Here is a 21,889-nt window from a genome sequence, read left to right on the forward strand (position 1 = left end):
TTATTTTTTGCTATTTAACAAGTCCCTTAAATTGAAAAACTCCGGACTTCTAATATCAAAAGAATAGCTATCATATTCATCGAACCTTGATTTAGATACTAAAATATAATTCTCATTTACCTTAAATCCTTTACCCGACACAAATTCACTACTCTCTATATTATACAACTTCAATAATGCAACAAAATGAGTAATATCAAAGACAGTAATCATTTTTTCTACTATTCTGTTTTCCTTTAAATACAAGCTATAATTTACATCATCAAGCTTAAAAACATAAGTGTAAACACCTATTTTTTCATTATACTTAACTTCGGGTTTGTCGTCAAGTAAAGTTGGTTTCTCATATTGATTTCCTAACGAAAAATATCTATCAAACATTGAGACCTCATAAGGAGGGACACTAGGAGATTTAAGGATTTCTATGTAATCTTTTACAAAGGTATCTTTTACTACCTTTTTCTTAGATTGAGCATTAAAGGGCGCCATTACCACTAATAAAGCTATAATTAATATTTTTTCCATGCATTAATTTTCCTCAAATATAGAAATATTCCAAATAAAACATTTTACGGAAACCCGTATTAATAATGAAAATGTTCTGCGTCCAGATCATGATTGTTTTGAATAATAGCTATTTCACAGATGGATTTTGTGTACTTGTCCCTGTTTTGAAAAAAGAAGATGGCTTTTAATGATCCTAAATGAAGTCTTCCGGTACAAATACCTATAGGATATTTTGGTTATTTCTACTGATTTGCAAGCCATTTTTTATGGCTTATTTTACTTTATCATTTAGTAAAGTTCTCAACAGAGATTATAATATCACACAAAAGAGAATTTTATGTAAAAGAATTCACTTTATAAACTAATTTAAACCAATCACATTATGACAAATCCATCTTTAGACGCCTATCAACAAGTTTTTGGTATGGCTGGTCTTGCCAACCGTGCCGGAGGTTACAACGGTTTGGGTATTCAACTACAGCAACAGCTTCAGTATGACTTATCTTTTTATTTTAACAATGTTCCTCCTGTTAAAATAATGAACCAAACAACACCTTCAACAGCTGATCCATCAGTGCTGCCGATATTAGGAAACTGGGATCTTGTATGGGGGCCTGCCCTGATCGAGGAAAAAAATGAAAAGGGAGTTCCTACAGGAGTTGCAGATAATGCATTATACGTAGTGAAATGTGACGCTGTTGCATTTCCGGGAGGCCCTACATTGCCTGCTTATGTTGTAGCTATTGCAGCAACTAATCCATCATCCCTTTACGATTGGGAAACAGAAGATTTCTCAGTTGCAGAAGTCGTAAACTGGACAACATACAACCCTTCCAATTTCGCTCCATCAGCTTATAATGGCACTGATCCTTATATTTCAAAAGGTACCGCTACCGGTGTAAGCATCCTTCTCGGACTTGAAAGCCCTGATTCTGCAGCTTCACCTAAAACTACACTGCAGCAGTTTCTTGCAGGCTTAAATCCGGAACCGGGTACAGCTATTATATTTTGCGGACACAGTCTTGCAGGAGCATTATCACCTACCCTTGCTCTTTATCTGAAAGAAAATAAAGATCTGAATGCATTCGGTGTAACACTTGTATATCCTACCGCAGGACCAACTCCGGGTGAGGCAGCATTTGCCAGCCTGTTCAACAGCAAATTCCCGCCATTGCCACCAGGATGGCAGCAACAATCAGGTACTTACCAAAGCTGGAATACCATGCACTGGAATGATCTGGATGTTGTCCCTCATGCGTGGCCGGTATCAGAACTGGAAAAAATTGCAACTATATATGGACAGGCCACTACCAATATGACAGCTTCCATATTAAAAGCTTTACAGAAGATGGCTATTGATGATTCTTCAAAATCAGGAGCCAGCTATACAAGGATACAAAACCAATCACTTCCGGGCCAACTGCAGCACTCAAGCAGCTCCTCAATCAGCATCAAAACACCTCCGGCAACCTTGCAGGATTATATGCTTCAGTTATCAGTACAGCATGTGGGTATGTATAATGGTATTCCTGCAACCGGATCTGATCCTCAGGTAACTGGTCTTATTCTACCACAGCCATTACCTAAACCGGGCGTTGTGAAACTAGTACCGGGAGTAACTGCTGTCACAGAATTTGAGATGATCATGAAAATAATAAATCAGATCATTGAATGGATTTTCTCCCACTACACTCTGGTTGAAAAGGAAAATGCCACACAAAATATTGAAGCAGACAAATAGGTGTTAAAACTATTATAAAAACAAAAACACCTGTCACGATAATCGTGGCAGGTGTTTTTTTATATTTTTCTACTAAAATTGATTATAAATCAACCAAAGTACCTACATTTTCTCCGTCTACAATTTTTGACAGGTTACCGTCTTTATTCATATCGAATACAATGATTGGCAATTTGTTTTCGTGGCTCAAAGTAAAGGCAGTCATATCCATTACCTTAAGGTTTTTCTCAAATACTTCATCAAAAGATAATGAATTGTATTTTACAGCATCAGCATTTTTTTCAGGATCACTGTCATAGATTCCATCTACTCTTGTTCCTTTTAAAATCACATCAGCTCCAATTTCGATGGCTCTTAGAGTAGCTGCTGTATCTGTAGTAAAATAAGGGTTTCCTGTTCCTGCTCCGAAGATCACTACTCTTCCTTTTTCAAGGTGTCTTACTGCTCTTCTTTTGATGAAAGGTTCAGCTACTTTATCCATTTCGATAGCAGACTGAAGTCTTGTTTTGATTCCTGCATCTTCCAATGCTCCCTGCAATGCCATACCATTGATGACAGTTGCCAGCATTCCCATATAGTCTCCCTGTACTCTGTCCATTCCTTTTGCAGCTCCTGCAACACCACGGAAAATATTTCCTCCTCCAATGACGATCGCAACTTCACAGCCTTTTTCGACTACTTTCTTAATCTCAACAGCATATTCCTGCAGTCTTTCGGTATCAATACCATATTGTCTGTTTCCCATTAAGGCCTCACCGCTTAGTTTCAGAAGGATTCTTTTATATTTCATCTTTTATTTTTAGTAACTTTTTATTAGTATGGGTTTCCCCAGAATTTGATTTTGCAAATATAATCATTAAAGATATTGATAAAAGAAAAATATTTAAATAGAAATAATGTAAGAAATATTTTGAAAAGTACGAAAAAGGATTATTTTTGCATTAATTATAAATTGAGTTGAAGAAAATTATCATTTTTTCATTATTTCTATCAGGAATTGTTTCTTATGCGCAAACAGGAACAAATGTTTATCCGTTCTTAAATGTACCTGTATCTGCAAGACAGGCTGCTTTGGGTGGTGATGCAATTTCGATAAGAGATTATGATGTTTCCTTTGCTATTGCAAACCCTGCCCTGTTAAATAAAGATTCTGACAAACAGCTTTCTGTAAATGCAACAGCTTATCTTGCCGATTCAAAATACGGAACTATTGCTTATGCCAAAGACTTTGAGAATGGCCATATGGCTACCATCAATGCCAGATATATGAGCTATGGGAGCACACCCAGAACGGATGAAAGCGGTTTCGAAAACGGAGAATTCAAAGCTTCAGATGTAGCTATTGGTGCAGGCTATGCCTACCAGTTTGAAGAAGACTGGACGATTGGTGGAGGACTTAATTTCGTTACCTCAAAAATTGACAACTATACTTCTTCCGCAATTTCAGGAACAGCGGGAGTTACCTATCATAATAAAAAAACTAAAGAAGTTCTTTCTTTAGTGATGAGAAATTTTGGTTTCCAGCTGAAGTCATTCAATGGAACAAGAGAAAATCTTCCTTTCAGAATTGATCTTGGGTACACCAAAATAATCAAGAACTTCCCTCTTGCGATCACTATTACAGCGCATGATCTTCAGAAATTTGATATTTCTTCAGAATATAACCTTGATGGACAGGAAGTAAAAGCCGGCAGAAAAATTGCAGACCACTTTTCATTGGGAGCTGAATTGTTTCCGGAAAAGAATTTCAATATCAGGCTGGGATATAATGTTAAAAGAGGAAATGAACTGGCAGTTGCGGATCAAAGAAACTTCTCAGGACTTTCTGCAGGATTTGGAGTGAAAGTTTCCAGATTCCGTATAGATTATGCTCATGTAAGATACCACAACTCTTCGAATGTCAATCAGATAGGAATTTCCATGGACCTTTCCAGCCATAGAGGAGAGTAATCTTTCCGGCTGAAATTTTCTTAATTATTCTGAAATTTTCTTACTTCCTCTTGATTTTTAAGAAAAAATCTTGAAATTTGCAGTATGAAAAAACCTGTAATTGCTATCGATGGGTACTCGTCTACCGGAAAAAGTTCTATCTCTAAAGTCATTGCTGATAAACTGGGACTTATTCATATGGATACAGGAGCGCTTTACAGAGGAGTTACCTGGTATGCTTTGCAGCATTGTCTGAATGAAAACGGTGAGATTGATCTGAACACACTGTCCTCTTCTTTTAATCAGATCAAACTTGAATTTAAAAATAACGACGGCACCCTTATTCTTTTCCTTAATGACACGGATATTTCTAAGGAAATCCGCACCAATATAGTATCTGACAACGTAAGCCTTGTTGCCAAACAGAAAGAGGTAAGAGACTTTTTGCTGCAGTCACAGCGCACTTTGGCAGAAAAAGGAGGTGTTATTATGGACGGACGTGACATTGGGACAGTAGTTCTGCCAAATGCGGACTATAAATTCTTTCTTACTGCCAGCATTGACGAAAGAACCAACAGAAGGTTTCTGGAACTGAAAGGTCTGGGAATAGAAGCAGATAAAGAGCAGGTAAAACAAAACCTGATAGAACGTGACAAGATTGACAGTGAGCGTGAAATAGCCCCATTGAAGCAGGCTGAAGATGCTATCGTTATTGATAATTCTGAACTAACCAAAGAAGAAACCATAGAACTTATTTTATCTCACATCGAAAAGATTTAACAATTTTTAATAGGCTTCAAGCCTCCTTTGGTATACAAATTGTAAGTTTTATTACTGTAAAAACTAATCTATTATTAATTATTAAAAAACTTAAAATGTCTAGAAAAGGAAATAATACAGCAGGTATATTGGCAGGACTTCTTGCAGGTGCTGCGGCAGGTGTAATCTTAGGAATGTTATACGCACCGGAAGAAGGTAAAGAAACCAGAAAAAAGATAAAGGATAAGGCAAATGATCTTAAAGATCAGGCTAAAAATAAATACGGAGAGGTTTCTGAAAAAGTAAAAGACCAATATGGCAATATTTCTTCTACTTTCAAAGAAACTGCAAGCAGCGTAGCACATACTGTGAAAGACGGATATGACAAATACAAAGATCAGATTGTTTCTAAAACTGCAGATTTGGCAAAAGATGTAGAAGCGGAACTGAATGATCTGAAAAAATAAGTAATTTATCTTTTTTAAGTAAATTACAGAAAGGAACTTTTGTGCGAAAGTTCCTTTTTTTGTAACTTTAAAAAAAAACAATGATAGAAACTATTAAAGAATACGCCTCCAAGAGAATAGATCTTCTGAAAATTGAAGCTACTGAAAAGTCTTCTCTTTCTGCCGGGCTCATTACTTACTTTGTAGTACTGCTTGTTGCTTTTGCTTTTTTTATTATCCTTTTCAATTTTGGAATCGCTTTCCTTATCGGAAAAGCATTGGATAATTACTCTTACGGATTCTTAATTGTTGCTGCATTCTATGCATTGGTAATGGCGTTTGTTGTTGCCTTCAAAACTAAGATTGTCAATACTGTTGCAGATCAGGTTATTAAATTTTTAAATCATTAAACTATGGGCAGAAAATACGAGAGCATAGAAGAATTAAGAAGAAAGAAAAAACTGCTTCAAGGTGAAATAAGTGATCTGGAGAATCTTCTTACCTTCAAAAACACGAAGGAAAGCCTAAGTGCATTTACCAACGGATTAAGTGACCAGTACCTTCAGGAAAAGATAGATGAAGATGGTGATGAAAAAGTGGTTCTGAGAAAGGACGTCATTGCCAAACAGCTTACCTCAGAAGTAAAAGACCTGCTGATTAACAAAAATACAGCTGTAGGAATTGCTAGTTCCGCTTTTAAAGGAGGAAATATTACAGACAGCCTCGTTAAACTAGGAGTTACTGCTATCGTAGGAAACTACGCCAAAAAGAATATGAAAAGCTCCAACTGGAAGAAAAAACTGATTGGTGCTGCATTGATTTACCTTGCACCTATAGCGCTGAAGTATGTCAGAAAAAAGATGGAAGTATATCAGAAAAATAAAAGTGTTTCCAGCATGGAACAGTTGATATAGAAATTAGATGTTAGAAACTAGAGGTTAGAAATTAGTATAAATCACTGGATATTCTCTAACTTCTAGTTTCTGGCTTCTATTTTGAAAATAACTGTCCCAGAATAATCCCGGCAGCCATTGATACATTCAGGCTTTCTGTAGACTGGGATTTTCCGAACCTTGGAATGCTGATACTTTTTTGTAAAAGCTTTTCAGTTTCCGGTCTCATTCCGTTTCCTTCATTTCCTAAAATCAGATTGATTTTTTCAGGTTTCTCAAAAGTATAGATATCCTCCCCTTCCATATCCGTTCCGATATTTATATTCTCTGTTGAGGAAAGATATTCCACAAGATCAGTATATACTACATTCACTCTGATAAAAGAGCCCATAGTAGCCTGAATCACTTTCGGATTGTAGACATCTACGGTATCTTCACTGCAGATGATCTGCTCTATTCCAAACCAGTCCGCCAGTCGTATAATCGTTCCAAGATTTCCAGGATCCTGTATTCCATCCAAAACCAACTGTATGTTTTTATCCGCTAATTTTTCTTCCTCAGCAAGATAACATACCGCTACGGAATCTTTTGGCGTTTTAAGAAAACTAATTTTTTTTAATTCATTTTCAGAGATATGGGTAACAGGAATATCAGTACGGTCCAATTTTTGTGGATCGGTTGACAATATTTCTTTAACTTTAAAGTTAGAATTAAAAAGTTCACAAATGATTTTATTACCTTCAACCAAAAACAAATTGTATTTTTGTCTGAACTTCTTTTTATCCAAAGATTGTAAAACTTTTATTGTATGAGCTGTAAGCATTATAAGAATTCTCCTCAAAAATATTATAAAATTATCTCATTTGCAACATTTGTTGGTCTCCTTTATGCTTGTAGTACAACAAAAAAAGTTCCTGAAGGCGAATATCTGCTTACCAAGAACACATTAGGGTTCGAGGATAAGAAAGAATTTTTCGATGAGGAACTCAAAGATTATATTCAGCAAAAACCCAATAAAAAGCAATTCCTTTTCATGCCATTAAGTCTTCTTCTGTACAATATGGCTGATACAAAATACGATACGATACTTAACGAATACATGACCTATCCCGGAGAGATGAGAAATCAGAAACTGAGAGACTCTTTATTCCTTAAATACAATATGAAAAGCAGTGTTGGAAAAAGCCTGCTGTTTGATCGTTTATTGCACAATTGGGGAACACCGCCGGTAATACTTGATCAGACAAGAAGCGAAAAAAGTGCTGAATCTATTAAGAAAAGACTTACCTACAGAGGATACTGGGATTCTGATGTAACATTCAAACATACTCTGGATTCTGCTTCTAAAAAAGCATCTGTTCATTATTCTATTAAGCATAATGAACCTACCCGGATCAAGGATTATTTTTACAATATTCCGGATCAGGGGATCAAAGGTTATTACAATTATAATCTGAACAGAAGTCTTGTAAGATCAGGACAGATTCTTGATCAGACCGTTCTTGAAAGAGAAGTAACCCGAATTACGGATCTGATGAGGGAGTTTGGGTTCTATAGATTCAATGCTTCAAATGATGAAGTCTATTTTGTGGCAGATTCTCTTAAAAGCAGAAAGCAGATTCCTTTGACACTGGAAATTCATAAAGACTCTCTGGATACTCCATATAAGATTTCAACTTTCGGAAATATAGATGTTGCCATTATAGATGAACCGGGTGATTATCCTAAAAATACCAAAAAAGACAGTTTAAGAAGAATAAGATTCCATACGATGAATGATAAATATAAACTTTCATCCATATGGAGAGCTATTATTCCGGACAGTAAAAAGGTTTTTGATCAAACCAAGCTTGATGTTACCAAGAGAAATCTTTTGGCGATGAACAATTTTAGCATCGTTAAGGCAAGAGACTCCCTGAGACAAGGAGGAATGGCTTCACCTAACGACAGCATTGTTGATGTATTATATGTTTTGAAACCGCTTCCGAAGTACGAGTTTAAACTGGGAACAGATATTAATTATTCCCAGGTATTAAATCTTGGTATCTCTCCTTCCGTAGACCTTACCACCCGAAACGTTTTCAGAGGGGCAGAAAACCTTTCCACAAGCCTTTCAGGAACATTTGGATCTATCAGAAGTACGAAAGATATTGATAAAAGAGTTGCCGCCTATGAAATATCAGCTCAGGCATCTTTGAATTTCCCAAGGCTTTTGCTTCCGTTTAATTATTATAAATTCATTCCTAAACGATATACGCCTACTTCATCTATTTTGTTAGGGGCATCCATACAGAACAATATCGGTTTGGGGAGATTGATTTTCAATACTGGGCTGAACTATCAGGCAAGTGTCAATGATCAGGTGTATCATAAGCTTACTTTATTTAATACTCAGGTCAGTCTTACCAAAAATAAAGATGCCTACTACGATTATTTTGTGAATGACGGAAGGGTAAAAGATGAAGTTTTCGGGAATTATTTTATGTTTAATCCGGAAACTGCACAAACCGGACAAGATTATAAAGATGGAAAACTTAGTGTAGATGAAGTTTCCAAAAAGATTATTGAGAACGACGCTTACCGTGCAAGTCTTAATCAACAAGGAACAGATCTTTTGACGGCCTTCAGAGGGACCTTAGTGAATAAAGACAGGCAGACGCAGGATGTTCTTATTTCTTCCATGATTTATAACTTTGTATACAGTGAAATCGGGAAAAAAGAATATCCAAACGCATTTTATTTCAATGGGAAAGTTGAGCTTGCAGGTAACATTTTAAGCCTATTCAATAAAAAAGATAACGACGGAGGTGTTGTTACCGGTCCCCAGAAAACCATTTTCGGGTTACCATATGCACAGTTTGTAAAATTTGATATTGATGCCAGAAAGTATTTCAAATTCAATGGCAACCAGACCTTGGTACTTCGCCAGTTTATCGGGGTGGGGATACCTTATGGAAATTCTCAGGACATGCCGATCATCAAATCATATTTCAATGGAGGTTCCAACGATATCAGAGCCTGGGTGGCATTTGGAGGATTAGGTCCTGCAGATTCTCAGGTGGATGAAAGAGTACGTACTTATATGACAGACAATGTAAAGCTTACCACCAATATTGAATACAGAATTCCGTTCAATAAGACTTATGAGGGAGCTTTATTTACAGATATAGGAAATACCTGGAGTCTTCGTAACTATAATGACGGATATGGAGATGAGTTTAAATTCAATAAATTCCTGAAACAAGTGGGTATCGGAAGCGGATTCGGATTAAGGGTTAATATCGCCTATGTAACGGCCAGAATTGACCTTGCTTACAAGATCTATGACCCGAATAAACCTGATGGAGACCGATGGAGATTCAAATATTTCCAGCCTTTCAAACCTACTGTTAATATCGCGTTCGGATATCCTTTCTAATCCGGAGAAACGCCTAAAATAAAATAGACTACAGCAATCACACGGGCGAGGATTTCTCTCGTCTGATTTCTGTAGAAGCTTTCAGATTTTGTGACATCCTGAGCATCAAATCCCAAAGCATTCATATCATTGTTTCTTGCAAAAAACAAGGCCCTCAGGTTATGATATCCCTGAGATACAATAATGACATTTTTCTTTTTATAAACATCCTTACAACGGAGAATACTTTTGTAGGTATTGAAACCTTTAGGATCTTCCATAATAATATCTTCCGGAACACCTTCCAGATAAACCAGGTAATTTTTCATTGCTCTCGGTTCATTGTAACCTGTACTCTTCTCCCCGCTTACGATAATTTTCTTGATTTTCCCATGATGATAAAGAAGAGCCGCAGCATCCATTCTTTTTGTGAAATAGGGATTAGATTTTCCGGATCTCATTTTCGGAGATGTTCCCAGAACCAATGCAACCTCTCTTGGTGGAATTTTTGAGATTTTGGTATAGGTTCTCCCGTTGGTAAGCCCGAAAACCCACACATTACAGAAACATATCATCAGAATTCCCAATTCCAATGATATAAAACCCAGGTTAAATATGTTCCTAATGACTCTCAACTAAGATCAAAGTTAAGCTTTATTTTTTTACTTTTCACAATAGACATGCAAGCCAATATATGCCCCTGCTCTTCTTCTCGTTCAGTAAGATACTCATTCTCCAGCAGTTCCACTTCCCCTTCTTCTAAAGAACATTCACAGCTTCCACAGATTCCGGATTTGCATGAATAAGGAACCGGAAACTTCTGAATCAGAAGCTGCTGCAGAATTTTATCCTTATTATCAGGAAGATAAGTAGTGTATTTTTTTCCGAGCATGGTAAATTCAATCTCTATATCTTCAATCAAAGGGAATTCTTTTTCTACAGGATAAATATCATCATTAAATTCCTCAAAAAGTTCAAAATGGATGTTCTTTTTCGGAATTCCATGGTGATAGCAGGCATTGGCCAAAGTCTTTATCATTTCACCTTTTCCGCAGATCAGCACTTCGTCTACAGCATCCCAGATTGTAGATTCTTCATCGGTATCATCCAAATGGAGAATCTGATTAATGATAAGATTCAATTTCTTGGCATCCAATCTTCCATAAAAAAACTGATCTCCAGTTTTCTCCTGCGAGAAGAAGTAAAAAATCTGAAGCCTGTCACCACACGTTCTTGCAAGATTATCCAATTGATCACGGTACACCAGATCTTCTGAACTTTTATTTCCAAAAAATAGAAACAACCGGGTTCTGGATTCTGTGTGAAGAATATTCTTGAAGTGGCTCAAAATGGGCGTGATTCCTATACCAGCTGCGAAAGCAACAATAGTCCTGAATTCACTGGGCTTGGAAACCAATGTAAATCTTCCTCCGGGTTCACTCACCCACAGATCATCACCTACATTATAGTTTTGAAATAACTGGGAAGCAGCACCTTCAGGAGAATTCATCTTTATTCCCAGACTTACTTTCCCCTCATAAGGTGCCGAAGTCATTGAATAATCATTAATAACCTCTTTACCATGGGCTTGAAATTTTATACTGACGAACTGCCCTGCTTCAAACCTGAAATTTTCTTTTAAATTCTCAGGAATATCAAACTCCAGAGAAAAAGTATTTTTGGTCAGCTCTTCCTTTTTCGCTATTTTTAACGGATGAAACTGTATCAGTTTTCCTTTATAGATTTGTTGTTCCATAACTTCAATTCAAAAATAGATAAAAAATAATTTATGAAGAAGATAATTTTATCCACGTTACTCCTTACTGCATTATACAGCTGTAAAAAAGAAGGCCAGAAAACTGAAAACACAGCAGCTGCAGATTCTCTTTCTGTAACTCAACCCACAGGTGCTGAGGAAAGTACGTATATTCCCAAAGAACTTTCTCCTGAAAATGTAAGTCAGTATTTAGCAAAAAATAATGATACTTTATATGTTACCAACTTTTTTGCAACCTGGTGCGGTCCATGCATGAGAGAGATTCCAAGTTTTAAAAGTAAAATGGAGGAACTGAAGGGCAAGCCCGTAAAATTCACTTTCATCAATCTTGACGACAAAGCTGATTGGGCTGGTGCTGTAAAGAATTTTGCAACTGAAAATAAGCTTGGGAAAAGTGTTATCTTACTTGATGGACAAAAACTGGATCAAAATTTCTTCTCTTCCAATTTCAAACAATGGGACGGAGGTTCTATTCCTTTTACTTTCATGAGAAAAGGTGATAAAACCGATGAATACCTGGGAATGATGACGGAAGATGTATTAAATTCAAAAATCGATTCTTTCTTACAATAAAAACAGACTGAACTCTTTCCGAATCATGTCAAAAAGATTTAAAATCCTGTGTTTGCTATTCCTGATTGCCATTATTATGAGCGCTGTCATCAATCTGAACACAGGATTTTTAAGTTTAAATTTTCAGGATTTCTTCCAAAGTTCTGATCATAATCAAATCGCTGAAATCCGCATCAACCGTGTTTTGGTAATGATGCTGGCCGGAATTTCAATTCCTACTTCAGGTTTTCTGATGCAGGAATATTTTCAAAACCCGCTGGCAGGACCTGATATATTGGGAATCACTTCGGTTGCCAGTTTGTCTGTTGCCTTTTATATTTTCTTTTCTCATGACATTTTACTGCCTGAGTTTCTGCAGAACAGCTTCTTAAGCTTATCAGCTATTGGAGGAAGTCTGCTCCTGATGCTGATATTATTATCAATGTCCAATAGATTTCAGGACAAATCCTATCTCATTATTTTTGGATTTCTTGTCTCTGCATTTGCTGGTGCTATTGTCTCACTGTTACAATTTTATGCAGAAAACCAGAGTCTGAAAAACTATATTTTATGGTCTTTCGGGGCGAATAATATGGTAACGAGAAACCAGATTTATGTGTTGTTTATTTTAGTTTCAATTGGTATGCTTATCTGTTTCAGAGCGATAAAACCACTCATTGGAAATTCTCTGGGCAATTCCTATGCACAAAGTTTAGGTGTAAATTTGAAACAGTTGAAACTTTTAATAATCGTGGCGTCCTCTCTCCTATCCGCTTCTGTTACGGCATTTTTAGGACCTATCCTTTTTATCGGAATCATTGTTCCCCACTTTTGCAGACTGGTCTATAATCCCTCAAAACTATGGCAGCAATGGATTCTTAATATGTTTCTAGGGATGCTGATTATGCTTTTCTTCTCTGTTATTGCAGAAAAAACCCAGATTCCTTTGAATGTGATAAGTTCTGTGTTTGGAATCCCTGTGATTCTGATGATGCTTCTGAAGCAGAATAAAGTGTAAAAACATCAATGAAAATATAAATCATTAATTTAAAACTCTCACAGATTATGCAGATGAAGCATATTTTGGGAATAAATTCTTAACTTTCTTCATGAAATAAAAAAGAGAAAATATTCGTAATGTGTCATTCCGAAGGAATCTAAATCAACTTTGAAGAGATGCTTTCAGCATGATTTATTAAGTAAAACTTATATAGTTATAAACGAAACAATGAAAATTCAAATAACACAAAAACAACTAATTTCTGCACACATCATTTTGTTTGTAGTAAGTTTTGTATTTCTGGAATATTCAAAAATGTTTCGGATGAATCAGAGGTTACATTGGATTTATTCTTGGGGTCATAATTGGTGGATTATGCTTGCGTTACCTGCAGCATTCTGGGGCTGCCTTATTTTAGGTGGTTACACATTATGGAAAGTTAAAAAAAATAAATTCTTATATCTATTTTTAAGTTTTCTACCTATCCTTTTATTTCTAATACTATTGTTCTTTTAAACATGCACTTACAGATCAAACAGGCTGATATCGGCTACAATACAACCTTAATTTCCAATGCCAATGCGGATTTGAAGCTTGGTGATGTATGTCTGTTGATTGGTAATAACGGTGTAGGGAAAACAACGCTTATCAAATCTATTCTGCATCAGCTGCCTTTACTGGATGGGGAGATTTCTATTAATGGAAAAAATGTAAAAAGTCTTTCTGTAAAGGAAATTGCTGAGAATATTGCTATTGTTTTTTCAAAGTCCGTCATTCCGCAGCATTATACGGTTGAAGATCTTATTTCTCTGGGAAAATACATCTACTACCCTTTTTATTTTGAGTTAAAAAAAGAAGACCGTGAAGAAGTTGCCCACATCATTGAAGAACTGGATTTAAGCCAATATAGATATACCCTTCTGAAAAACCTGTCGGACGGAAATCTTCAGAAAGCATTTATCGGACGTGCAATAACCCAAAATTCTCCAATCATCATTCTGGATGAACCAACTACCCATCTGGATGAGAAAAATAAAATAATTATTCTTAAAACTTTAAGAAAACTGGCTAAAGAACAAAATAAACTTATCCTGTTTTCTTCTCATGACTGGCGGCTGGCCAAAGAGTTTGCAGACAAAATATGGTATGTAAAGAAAAACCATTTGTATTCTGGGATTGTTGAGGATATTTTACTTCAGCATGATGAACTCACCAATGCATCATTATTTCAAATTAATGAGACTTTTATTCCGCCTTTTATCTCTGCACCGCAGTTTCATAAGGAAATGCTGTATTCTCTGCTTCAAAAAAACTTCCAAAAAGACCTGTCTGGCCTAAATTTCGAGTTTCAGAACGACTTTTGGGTAATTACTAAAGATTCCTTAATATACCAATGTGAATCTTTTGAAGAAATCATAAATTTAGTTACAAACATTCATTAATACTGGGATTTCCTTAATTAATCCATATACTATGCATGCATAGTATTATGCTAATCATACAATTTAATCTATTTATTATCAGGTTATTAACAAAATTTAACGTTAATAAATACTATGCATGCATAATATTTACTAAATTTGGGTAAAACCATTGGCGCAAAAATGATGGATAATAATAAAGAAAAAATAGAAAACGTAGATTTAATTTTAAAACAGACCTGGTTGGCTGTTTCTAAAATGTACACAGAACTAGCTCAGGAACATGATTCCACAGCGGTACAAGCGCTTACTCTTCTTAAAATTGATCCCAAAGAAGGAACCCGAAGTACCAATCTTGGTCCAAAGATGGCTATTGAACCCACTTCCTTAACGAGAATCATCAAACTTCTGGAAGATAACGGATATATCTATAAAGAAAAGACAACCACTGATAAAAGAGAGGTTATTATTAAGCTTACAGATAAAGGTTTAAACTCCAGAAACATGTCAAAAGAAGTTGTTGTCAATTTCAATAAGAAGGTGATGGAAAAAATAGCTCCGGAAAAGCTGGATGCCTTCAAAGACGTGATGACCGAAATCATGAAAATAGCAAACGAATTATTAAACAACAGAAAATAAATTATGATGAAACCTTTGGGTATCATGTAATATTATAAAAATAAAAATTTACATATGAAAAGAAGAATCAAACATGTAACGGTTCTTGGTTCGGGAATTATGGGAAGCGGTATCGCTGCTCACTTCGCCAACATCGGTGTTGAAGTATCACTCTTGGATATTGTTCCTTTTGAACTTACTGAAGCTGAACAGAAAAAAGGTTTGACCAAAGATGATAAGGTAGTAAGAAACAGAATTGCTTCCGAAAACTTTGAAAAACTTAAAAAAGCAAGTCCTGCACTTCTTTATTCACCGAAGTTTGCAGACAGAATTAAAATCGGAAACTTCGATGATGATCTTCCGAAAATAAAAAACACAGACTGGATTATTGAAGTAGTAGTAGAAAGACTTGATATCAAGAAGTCTGTCTATGAAAAGATTGAACAGTTCAGAAAACCGGGAACATTGATTTCTTCTAATACATCCGGTATTCCTATTCATTTCCTTACAGAAGGCAGAAGCGAGGATTTCAAAAAATACTTTGCAGGAACTCACTTCTTCAACCCGGTAAGATACCTTCCTCTTTTAGAGATTATCCCTACCAACGATACCGCTCCTGAAATTATAGATTTCTATATGAACTACGGGGCGAAATTCTTAGGTAAAACAACCGTTTTAGCAAAAGATACTCCAGCTTTCATCGCCAACAGAATTGGTGTATTCTCAATGATGGATCTTCTTCATAATGTACAGAAATTAGGACTTACCGTTTCTGATGTTGATAAATTAACAGGTCCTGTAATCGGACGTCCAAAGTCTGCTACTTTCAGAACAGCTGATGTTGTAGGCCTTGATACTTTGGTAATGGTAGCCAATGGAGTTCGCCAGAGTGGTGCTGAAGCCAATGATTTCAATGATGTATTTGCCCTTCCACCTTATATCCAGAAAATGATGGATAATAAATGGCTAGGTTCAAAAACAGAACAAGGTTTCTACAAAAAAGTGAAAAACGCAGAAGGAAAATCTGAAATTCATGGATTAAATCTTGACACTTTAGAGTATGAACTTCAAGGAAAATCATCATTCCCTACTTTAGAATTAACAAAAGCTATAGACAAACCAATTGACAGATTCAAAGTGCTGATTGGAGGTAAGGATAAAGCAGGTGAATTGTACAGAAAGTCTTTAGGAGCACTATTCGCTTATGTTTCTCATAAGGTTCCTGAAATCTCTGACGAAGTTTATAAAATAGACGATGCTATGAGAGCTGGTTTCGGATGGGAAAACGGGCCATTTGAAATCTGGGATGCTGTAGGTGTTGCAAAAGGTATTGAACTGGCAAAAGATGCAGGATACGAAGTTTCAGACTGGGTGAAAAACGTAGAAACCTTCTATAAAGTAAATGATGAAGGACAAACTATTTACGTTGATAAAAATTCAGGAGACTACAACAAAATTCCTGGTCAGGATGCTTTCATCATCTTAGACAATATCAGAAAAAACAAAACGCTTTGGAGCAATTCCGGTGCTGCTATTGAAGATTTAGGAGACGGAATCATTAACTTCGAGATCCGTTCAAAAATGAATTCTCTTGGAGGCGAAGTTCTTGATGGATTAAACAGAGCAATTGATTTAGCAGAAAAAGAATATGACGGTTTAGTTGTAGGAAACCAGGGAGCTAACTTTTCAGTAGGGGCTAACCTTGCTATGATCCTTATGATGGCTATCGAGCAGGATTGGGATGATTTGAATATGGCAATCGCTTACTTCCAGAAGTCAATGATGAGAGTACGCTACTCCTCTATTCCTGTAGTAGTTGCTCCTCACGGAATGACTCTAGGTGGAGGATGTGAAATGACAATGCATGCAGACCGAGTGGTTGCAGCAGCAGAAACGTACATAGGACTAGTAGAAACGGGAGTTGGTGTAATTCCTGGCGGAGGTGGTACTAAAGAATTAACCTTAAGAACTTCCAGAGAATTCCACAACGATGATGTGAAAAATAACAGACTTCGTGATGCGTTCATGAATATCGCAATGGGTAAAGTAGCTACTTCTGCTTATGAAGCTTATGACATGGGAATCCTTGAAAAAGGTAAAGACATCGTTTCCGTAAGCAAAAACAGACAGATTGCTGAAGCTAAAAAAGTGGCAAAACTATTAGCAGAACAGGGCTATACTCAGCCAATCGAGCAAAAAGTAAAAGTTCTTGGAAAAGATGCATTAGGAATGTTCTATGTAGGAACAGACCAGATGTTAACCGGAAACTTCATCTCTGCACACGATAAGAAAATTGCGGATAAACTGGCCAACGTGATGGTAGGCGGAAATCTATCTGAACCAACAGTCGTTACAGAACAATACCTATTGAATCTTGAAAGAGAAACCTTCCTTCAGCTTTGTGGAGAAAGAAAAACTTTGGAAAGAATCCAGTACATGTTACAGAACGGAAAACCATTAAGAAATTAGATCTTTTGTAAAATGTAAAAAGTATTAATGTATTAACGATGCACAATTTTAGAGACTTAGAAGTTTGGACGAAATCAATGAAACTCTGTAAAGTATTTTACTTAGCCTCAGGTAATTTTCCAAAAGATGAAATGTTCGGATTGACTTCACAGTCAAGAAGAAGCTTATATTCAATTCCTTCTAACATTGCTGAAGGTGCAGGCCGGGATACAGATGCTCAATTTTCACATTTTCTGAATATTGCGTTAGGCTCTTCATTTGAATTTGAAACTCAAATCTTAATTGCTAATGATTTGGGATTCTTTAAAAATGATGATTTTAATATTAGTTATTCTGAAATCAAACACATACAAAATATGTTGGCAAAATTGAAACAAAAATTTAATACTCAAGCATTTTAAATCATAAATACATTTTACGTAAATACATTAATACAAACAAATGAAAACAGCATATATAGTAAAGGGTTTCAGAACTGCCGTTGGAAAAGCTCCAAAAGGAAGTTTAAGATTTACAAGACCTGATGTCATGGCGGCTACCGTTATTGAAAAATTAATGGCTGAGCTACCACAATTAGATAAAAACAGAATTGATGACCTTATCGTAGGAAATGCAATGCCGGAAGCTGAACAAGGGCTGAACGTTGCACGTCTGATCTCTTTAATGGGATTAAATACGGATAAAGTTCCGGGGGTAACCGTCAACAGATATTGTGCTTCAGGAAGCGAGGCCATTGCTATTGCTTCTGCAAAAATTCAGGCTGGAATGGCAGATTGTATCATCGCTGGTGGTACAGAATCTATGTCATACATTCCAATGGGAGGTTACAAACCGGTTCCTGAAACGGATATTGCAAAAACAAACCCGGATTACTACTGGGGAATGGGTTACACTGCGGAAGAAGTAGCAAAACAATATAATATTACGAGAGAAGAACAGGATCAGTTTGCTTTTGAATCTCATATGAAAGCTTTAAAAGCCAATCAGGAAGGAAAATTTGCCAACCAGATTGTTCCGATTCCTGTAGAATATAACTTCCTGGATGAAAATCAGAAACTACAGACAAAAAAGTTTGATTTTTCAATAGATGAAGGCCCAAGAGCAGACACTTCTTTAGCTGGCCTAGCAAAATTAAGACCTGTATTTGCCAACGGAGGAAGCGTAACAGCCGGAAACTCTTCCCAAATGAGTGACGGAGCAGCTTTTGTAATGGTAATGAGTGAAGAAATGGTCAAAGAATTAGGACTGGAGCCTGAAGCAAGATTAGTAGCTTATGCTGCTGCCGGACTTGAACCTAGAATCATGGGAATGGGACCTATTTATGCTATTCCTAAGGCATTAAAACAAGCAGGATTAGAACTAAAAGATATCGACCTGATCGAGCTTAATGAAGCTTTTGCTTCCCAATCCGTTGCCATCAAAAAAGAATTAGGTTTAAATCCTGATATCTTAAACGTAAACGGAGGAGCCATTGCACTTGGACACCCGCTGGGATGTACAGGAACAAAGCTAACGGTTCAACTTCTTGATGAAATGAGAAGAAGAGGCAACAAATACGGAATGGTTTCCATGTGTGTGGGAACAGGGCAAGGAGCGGCTTCTATTTTTGAACTACTTTAAAGCGTATTGATGTATTTACGTAAAATGTATTTATGATTCACAAGCATAAGATCATAAATACATTTTACATGAATACTTGAATACAGAATAATCAATCTAAAATAACAAAATAACATATGGCTACATTAAAAGGCGGGGAATTCCTAATCAAACAAATTCCTGCAAACGAAATTTTCAGTATTGAAGAACTGAACGAAGAGCAAAAGATGCTTCGTGATTCAGCAAAAGAATTCATAGACAGAGAGGTAGTTCCTCAAAGAGAGCGTTTTGAAAAGAAAGATTATGCATTTACTGAAGAGACAATGCGTAAATTGGGTGATATGGGATTGTTGGGAATTGCTGTTCCTGAAGAATACGGAGGTCTTGGAATGGGCTTTGTAACCACAATGCTTGCCTGCGATTATATTTCCGGAACTACGGGTTCATTAGCAACGGCTTATGGAGCACATACAGGAATCGGAACTCTTCCTATCGTTCTTTACGGAACTGAAGAGCAAAAGAAAAAATACCTTCCGGATTTAGCAACAGGAGCTAAGTTTGGAGCTTACTGTCTGACAGAGCCGGATGCCGGTTCTGATGCCAACTCAGGAAAAACAAGAGCAAAACTTTCCGAAGACGGAAAACATTACATCATTAATGGTCAGAAAATGTGGATTTCTAATGCAGGATTTGCAGATACATTTACATTATTCGCTAAAATTGATGATGATAAAAATATCACAGGTTTCGTCATCAACAGATCTGAACTTGAAAACCCTGAAAGTCTAACTTTCGGAGAAGAAGAGCACAAATTAGGTATCCGTGCTTCTTCTACCCGTCAGGTTTTCTTCAATGATATGAAAATCCCTGTGGAAAATCTTTTAGGAGAAAGAAACAATGGTTTCAAAATCGCTTTAAATGCATTGAACGTAGGCCGTATCAAATTGGCTGCAGCTTGTCTTGATGCACAAAGAAGAATCTTAAACCACTCTATCCAGTACTCTAATGAAAGAAAACAGTTTGGTGTTTCTATTTCTACTTTCGGAGCAATCAGAAAGAAACTTGCTGAAATGGCAACGGGAGTTTTCGTAAGTGAGGCAGGTTCTTACAGAGCGGCTAAAAATGTTCAGGATAAAATAGATGAATTAGTAGCAAGTGGATTAAGCCACCAGGAAGCAGAATTGAAAGGTGTAGAAGAATTCGCTGTAGAATGTTCAATCCTTAAAGTATTCGTTTCTGACCTTGCTCAGCATACAGCAGATGAAGGAATTCAGGTATACGGTGGTATGGGGTTCTCTGAAGATACTCCTATGGAAGCTGCATGGAGAGATTCAAGAATTTCAAGAATCTATGAAGGTACCAATGAAATCAACAGATTATTAGCTGTAGGAATGCTTATCAAGCGAGCAATGAAAGGTGAATTAGATCTTTTATCTCCTGCAATGGCAATCAGCAAAGAATTGATGGGTATCCCTTCATTTGAAGTTCCTGATTATTCAGAATTCATGAGTGAGGAAAAAGCAATTATTGCCAATCTTAAGAAAGTATTCCTGATGGTTTCCGGAGCTGCACTTCAGAAATTCATGATGGATATTGAGAAACAACAGCACTTATTATTGAATGCTTCTGAAATCCTAAACCAGATTTATATGGCAGAATCTGCAGTATTAAGAGCTGAGAAACACTTCTCACCTGAATCTGTAGAAGCAGCTATGGCTCAATTGAACCTTTACAAAGCTGTTGAGAAAATCATCACGGCCGCTAAAGAAGGAATCATTTCTTTCGCTGAAGGAGATGAACAGAGAATGATGCTTTCCGGATTAAGAAGATTCACGAAGTATACCAACCATCCGAATGTAGTAGCTTTAACTGAAAAAGTGGCGGCTCACTATATCGAGAAAGGAGCTTATTAGTCTTTAATAACATAAATTTGATTTAGCGTCTCAATTTTTGAGGCGCTTTTATTTTTCACCGTTGCTTATTGTTATTACCATTGAATTTACTGAGATTCAGTGGTTTTATTCAAAAAAAAATATTATTTTTATTTAAAATTAAATAACACATGAAAATTATATTATTTCCCTTACTCCTTATATCGGCCGCTTTGACGGCACAAAAAAGAGATAAATTAATATCTTTTCATAAAGCAGATACTTTAAAAATTCAGAATAAAGATTTGCTAAAAAATTTTGAACTGACTTCAACTCATCATCAGAAAGGGCTTTATAAAATATTGATCAAAAAACCTAGTGACACTATGGTCTATCTGGCTTTGCAAGACCCCGAAAAGGACTATTCGCAATACAAAATTTTAAACGCCATTACCCCAAACAAAATCCAGATGAATCCTAAAAAACTAATACCATCTAAATAATCACAAAAACTATTATCATGGGAAAATTTATTATCTCTAAAAGAACAAACGGAGACTTTCAGTTTAACCTCAAAGCAGGAAACGGACAGGTTATTTTAACCAGCCAGGGCTACAGCACAAAACCATCATGCGAAAACGGAATAGGATCTGTAAAGACCTATTCACAGGAAGATTCAAAATTTGAAAGAAATACTGCCAAAGACGGCAGATGTTATTTCAATCTAAAGGCAGGAAACGGACAGATCATAGGAACCAGCCAGATGTATGAATCTGACAACGGCATGGAAAACGGAATAGAATCTGTAAAAAACAATGCTCCACACGCTCACGTAGAGGATGAAGCAAATCTTTGAATTGAATTGAAATAATCTTGATAAAAATGTCTTATTTTTTTAAGGCATTTTTTA

The 21,889-nt window shown here is 36.3% G+C and carries 22 protein-coding genes; 17 read left to right on the forward strand and 5 right to left on the reverse strand.

Annotated elements, in window-relative coordinates; genetic code table 11:
- Positions 1–525, reverse strand: a complete 525-nt coding sequence (locus tag SFA27_RS12150; RefSeq protein WP_407292264.1) for a hypothetical protein — start codon at positions 523–525, stop codon at positions 1–3.
- A 364-nt stretch (positions 526–889) separates the two neighbouring features.
- Here SFA27_RS12150 and SFA27_RS12155 point away from each other — a divergent pair, with 364 nt between their 5' ends.
- Complete coding sequence (locus tag SFA27_RS12155) at positions 890–2,248, forward strand: lipase family protein (RefSeq protein ID WP_407292267.1); 1,359 nt, start codon at positions 890–892, stop codon at positions 2,246–2,248.
- Positions 2,249–2,330: 82 nt separating this feature from the next.
- Here the strand turns inward: SFA27_RS12155 and pyrH are convergent, their stop codons facing one another.
- The gene (gene pyrH, locus SFA27_RS12160) at positions 2,331–3,038 is read right to left on the reverse strand and encodes a UMP kinase (protein ID WP_047375127.1); all 708 of its coding nucleotides are present in this window, start codon (positions 3,036–3,038) and stop codon (positions 2,331–2,333) included.
- 167 nt (positions 3,039–3,205) lie between these two features.
- On the opposite strand from pyrH, the gene porQ reads away from it, so the two are divergent.
- The 5 genes from porQ (at position 3,206) to SFA27_RS12185 (ending at position 6,296) form a co-directional block, all read left to right on the forward strand.
- On the forward strand, positions 3,206–4,198 hold the full coding sequence (porQ, locus tag SFA27_RS12165; RefSeq protein WP_047375129.1) for a type IX secretion system protein PorQ: 993 nt from the start codon (positions 3,206–3,208) through the stop codon (positions 4,196–4,198).
- Between the two features lie 84 nt (positions 4,199–4,282).
- Positions 4,283–4,957 (forward strand): (d)CMP kinase, encoded by a 675-nt coding sequence (gene cmk, locus SFA27_RS12170; RefSeq protein WP_047375130.1) that lies wholly within the window; start codon positions 4,283–4,285, stop codon positions 4,955–4,957.
- Positions 4,958–5,052: 95 nt separating this feature from the next.
- Complete coding sequence (locus tag SFA27_RS12175; protein ID WP_047375131.1) at positions 5,053–5,403, forward strand: YtxH domain-containing protein; 351 nt, start codon at positions 5,053–5,055, stop codon at positions 5,401–5,403.
- A gap of 80 nt (positions 5,404–5,483) precedes the next feature.
- Positions 5,484–5,792, forward strand: coding sequence for a phage holin family protein (locus tag SFA27_RS12180; RefSeq protein WP_034694332.1), 309 nt, complete (start codon positions 5,484–5,486; stop codon positions 5,790–5,792).
- 3 nt (positions 5,793–5,795) lie between these two features.
- Positions 5,796–6,296: a hypothetical protein gene (locus SFA27_RS12185; RefSeq protein WP_047375134.1), complete on the forward strand. Its 501-nt coding sequence runs from the start codon at positions 5,796–5,798 to the stop codon at positions 6,294–6,296.
- A 76-nt stretch (positions 6,297–6,372) separates the two neighbouring features.
- Here SFA27_RS12185 and SFA27_RS12190 read toward each other — a convergent pair whose 3' ends face one another.
- Positions 6,373–7,098, reverse strand: a complete 726-nt coding sequence (locus SFA27_RS12190; protein WP_407292273.1) for a TrmH family RNA methyltransferase — start codon at positions 7,096–7,098, stop codon at positions 6,373–6,375.
- On the opposite strand from SFA27_RS12190, the gene SFA27_RS12195 reads away from it, so the two are divergent.
- Complete coding sequence (locus SFA27_RS12195; protein ID WP_047375140.1) at positions 7,084–9,693, forward strand: BamA/TamA family outer membrane protein; 2,610 nt, start codon at positions 7,084–7,086, stop codon at positions 9,691–9,693. The genes SFA27_RS12190 and SFA27_RS12195 overlap by 15 nt on opposite strands.
- Here SFA27_RS12195 and SFA27_RS12200 read toward each other — a convergent pair.
- Both SFA27_RS12200 and SFA27_RS12205 read right to left on the reverse strand, forming a co-directional pair.
- Positions 9,690–10,247 carry a vancomycin high temperature exclusion protein gene (locus tag SFA27_RS12200; protein ID WP_149385600.1) on the reverse strand — a complete coding sequence of 186 codons (558 nt, stop codon included), beginning with the start codon at positions 10,245–10,247 and terminating at the stop codon, positions 9,690–9,692. The genes SFA27_RS12195 and SFA27_RS12200 overlap by 4 nt on opposite strands.
- 56 nt (positions 10,248–10,303) lie before the next feature.
- Positions 10,304–11,428, reverse strand: a complete 1,125-nt coding sequence (locus tag SFA27_RS12205; protein ID WP_047375143.1) for a ferredoxin--NADP reductase — start codon at positions 11,426–11,428, stop codon at positions 10,304–10,306.
- Between the two features lie 33 nt (positions 11,429–11,461).
- Between SFA27_RS12205 and SFA27_RS12210 the strand changes: the two genes are divergently transcribed.
- The 10 genes from SFA27_RS12210 to SFA27_RS12255 all read left to right on the forward strand — a co-directional run bounded on the left by SFA27_RS12210 (position 11,462) and on the right by SFA27_RS12255 (position 21,835).
- Entirely contained in the window at positions 11,462–12,022 is a 561-nt protein-coding gene (locus tag SFA27_RS12210; RefSeq protein WP_047375144.1) for a TlpA family protein disulfide reductase, read from the forward strand.
- Between the two features lie 25 nt (positions 12,023–12,047).
- Positions 12,048–13,019 (forward strand): FecCD family ABC transporter permease, encoded by a 972-nt coding sequence (locus SFA27_RS12215; protein ID WP_407292277.1) that lies wholly within the window; start codon positions 12,048–12,050, stop codon positions 13,017–13,019.
- 500 nt (positions 13,020–13,519) lie between these two features.
- Positions 13,520–14,443, forward strand: a complete 924-nt coding sequence (locus SFA27_RS12220; RefSeq protein WP_407292280.1) for an ABC transporter ATP-binding protein — start codon at positions 13,520–13,522, stop codon at positions 14,441–14,443.
- Between the two features lie 165 nt (positions 14,444–14,608).
- Positions 14,609–15,061: a MarR family winged helix-turn-helix transcriptional regulator gene (locus SFA27_RS12225; protein WP_034694513.1), complete on the forward strand. Its 453-nt coding sequence runs from the start codon at positions 14,609–14,611 to the stop codon at positions 15,059–15,061.
- 54 nt (positions 15,062–15,115) lie between these two features.
- Complete coding sequence (locus tag SFA27_RS12230; RefSeq protein ID WP_264518053.1) at positions 15,116–17,509, forward strand: 3-hydroxyacyl-CoA dehydrogenase/enoyl-CoA hydratase family protein; 2,394 nt, start codon at positions 15,116–15,118, stop codon at positions 17,507–17,509.
- Positions 17,510–17,547: 38 nt separating this feature from the next.
- Entirely contained in the window at positions 17,548–17,910 is a 363-nt protein-coding gene (locus SFA27_RS12235; RefSeq protein WP_047375152.1) for a four helix bundle protein, read from the forward strand.
- 40 nt (positions 17,911–17,950) lie between these two features.
- Positions 17,951–19,129, forward strand: a complete 1,179-nt coding sequence (locus SFA27_RS12240) for an acetyl-CoA C-acyltransferase (RefSeq protein WP_047375154.1) — start codon at positions 17,951–17,953, stop codon at positions 19,127–19,129.
- A gap of 116 nt (positions 19,130–19,245) precedes the next feature.
- Entirely contained in the window at positions 19,246–21,021 is a 1,776-nt protein-coding gene (locus SFA27_RS12245; protein ID WP_047375155.1) for an acyl-CoA dehydrogenase family protein, read from the forward strand.
- A gap of 149 nt (positions 21,022–21,170) precedes the next feature.
- Positions 21,171–21,482, forward strand: a complete 312-nt coding sequence (locus SFA27_RS12250) for a hypothetical protein (protein WP_264518058.1) — start codon at positions 21,171–21,173, stop codon at positions 21,480–21,482.
- Positions 21,483–21,499: 17 nt separating this feature from the next.
- Positions 21,500–21,835, forward strand: a complete 336-nt coding sequence (locus SFA27_RS12255) for a YegP family protein (RefSeq protein WP_407292286.1) — start codon at positions 21,500–21,502, stop codon at positions 21,833–21,835.
- Positions 21,836–21,889: the final 54 nt, after the last annotated feature.

Origin of the sequence: Chryseobacterium sp. HR92 (genome assembly GCF_045689405.1) — a bacterium.
Classification (GTDB): domain Bacteria; phylum Bacteroidota; class Bacteroidia; order Flavobacteriales; family Weeksellaceae; genus Chryseobacterium; species Chryseobacterium viscerum_A.

Excerpts from the sequence above, each read along its gene's own strand:
- cmk (WP_047375130.1), top strand. The coding sequence starts at position 4,283 with ATGAAAAAACCTGTAATTGCTATCGATGGGTACTCGTCTACCGGAAAA.
- SFA27_RS12150 (WP_407292264.1), bottom strand. The coding sequence starts at position 525 with ATGGAAAAAATATTAATTATAGCTTTATTAGTGGTAATGGCGCCCTTT.
- SFA27_RS12240 (WP_047375154.1), top strand. The coding sequence starts at position 17,951 with ATGAAAACAGCATATATAGTAAAGGGTTTCAGAACTGCCGTTGGAAAA.
- SFA27_RS12225 (WP_034694513.1), top strand. The coding sequence starts at position 14,609 with ATGGATAATAATAAAGAAAAAATAGAAAACGTAGATTTAATTTTAAAA.
- SFA27_RS12185 (WP_047375134.1), top strand. The coding sequence starts at position 5,796 with ATGGGCAGAAAATACGAGAGCATAGAAGAATTAAGAAGAAAGAAAAAA.
- SFA27_RS12175 (WP_047375131.1), top strand. The coding sequence starts at position 5,053 with ATGTCTAGAAAAGGAAATAATACAGCAGGTATATTGGCAGGACTTCTT.
- SFA27_RS12200 (WP_149385600.1), bottom strand. The coding sequence starts at position 10,247 with ATGATATGTTTCTGTAATGTGTGGGTTTTCGGGCTTACCAACGGGAGA.
- SFA27_RS12230 (WP_264518053.1), top strand. The coding sequence starts at position 15,116 with ATGAAAAGAAGAATCAAACATGTAACGGTTCTTGGTTCGGGAATTATG.
- SFA27_RS12205 (WP_047375143.1), bottom strand. The coding sequence starts at position 11,428 with ATGGAACAACAAATCTATAAAGGAAAACTGATACAGTTTCATCCGTTA.
- SFA27_RS12245 (WP_047375155.1), top strand. The coding sequence starts at position 19,246 with ATGGCTACATTAAAAGGCGGGGAATTCCTAATCAAACAAATTCCTGCA.
- SFA27_RS12210 (WP_047375144.1), top strand. The coding sequence starts at position 11,462 with ATGAAGAAGATAATTTTATCCACGTTACTCCTTACTGCATTATACAGC.
- SFA27_RS12220 (WP_407292280.1), top strand. The coding sequence starts at position 13,520 with ATGCACTTACAGATCAAACAGGCTGATATCGGCTACAATACAACCTTA.
- SFA27_RS12215 (WP_407292277.1), top strand. The coding sequence starts at position 12,048 with ATGTCAAAAAGATTTAAAATCCTGTGTTTGCTATTCCTGATTGCCATT.
- pyrH (WP_047375127.1), bottom strand. The coding sequence starts at position 3,038 with ATGAAATATAAAAGAATCCTTCTGAAACTAAGCGGTGAGGCCTTAATG.
- SFA27_RS12155 (WP_407292267.1), top strand. The coding sequence starts at position 890 with ATGACAAATCCATCTTTAGACGCCTATCAACAAGTTTTTGGTATGGCT.
- SFA27_RS12190 (WP_407292273.1), bottom strand. The coding sequence starts at position 7,098 with ATGCTTACAGCTCATACAATAAAAGTTTTACAATCTTTGGATAAAAAG.
- SFA27_RS12235 (WP_047375152.1), top strand. The coding sequence starts at position 17,548 with ATGCACAATTTTAGAGACTTAGAAGTTTGGACGAAATCAATGAAACTC.
- SFA27_RS12195 (WP_047375140.1), top strand. The coding sequence starts at position 7,084 with ATGAGCTGTAAGCATTATAAGAATTCTCCTCAAAAATATTATAAAATT.
- SFA27_RS12180 (WP_034694332.1), top strand. The coding sequence starts at position 5,484 with ATGATAGAAACTATTAAAGAATACGCCTCCAAGAGAATAGATCTTCTG.
- SFA27_RS12255 (WP_407292286.1), top strand. The coding sequence starts at position 21,500 with ATGGGAAAATTTATTATCTCTAAAAGAACAAACGGAGACTTTCAGTTT.
- SFA27_RS12250 (WP_264518058.1), top strand. The coding sequence starts at position 21,171 with ATGAAAATTATATTATTTCCCTTACTCCTTATATCGGCCGCTTTGACG.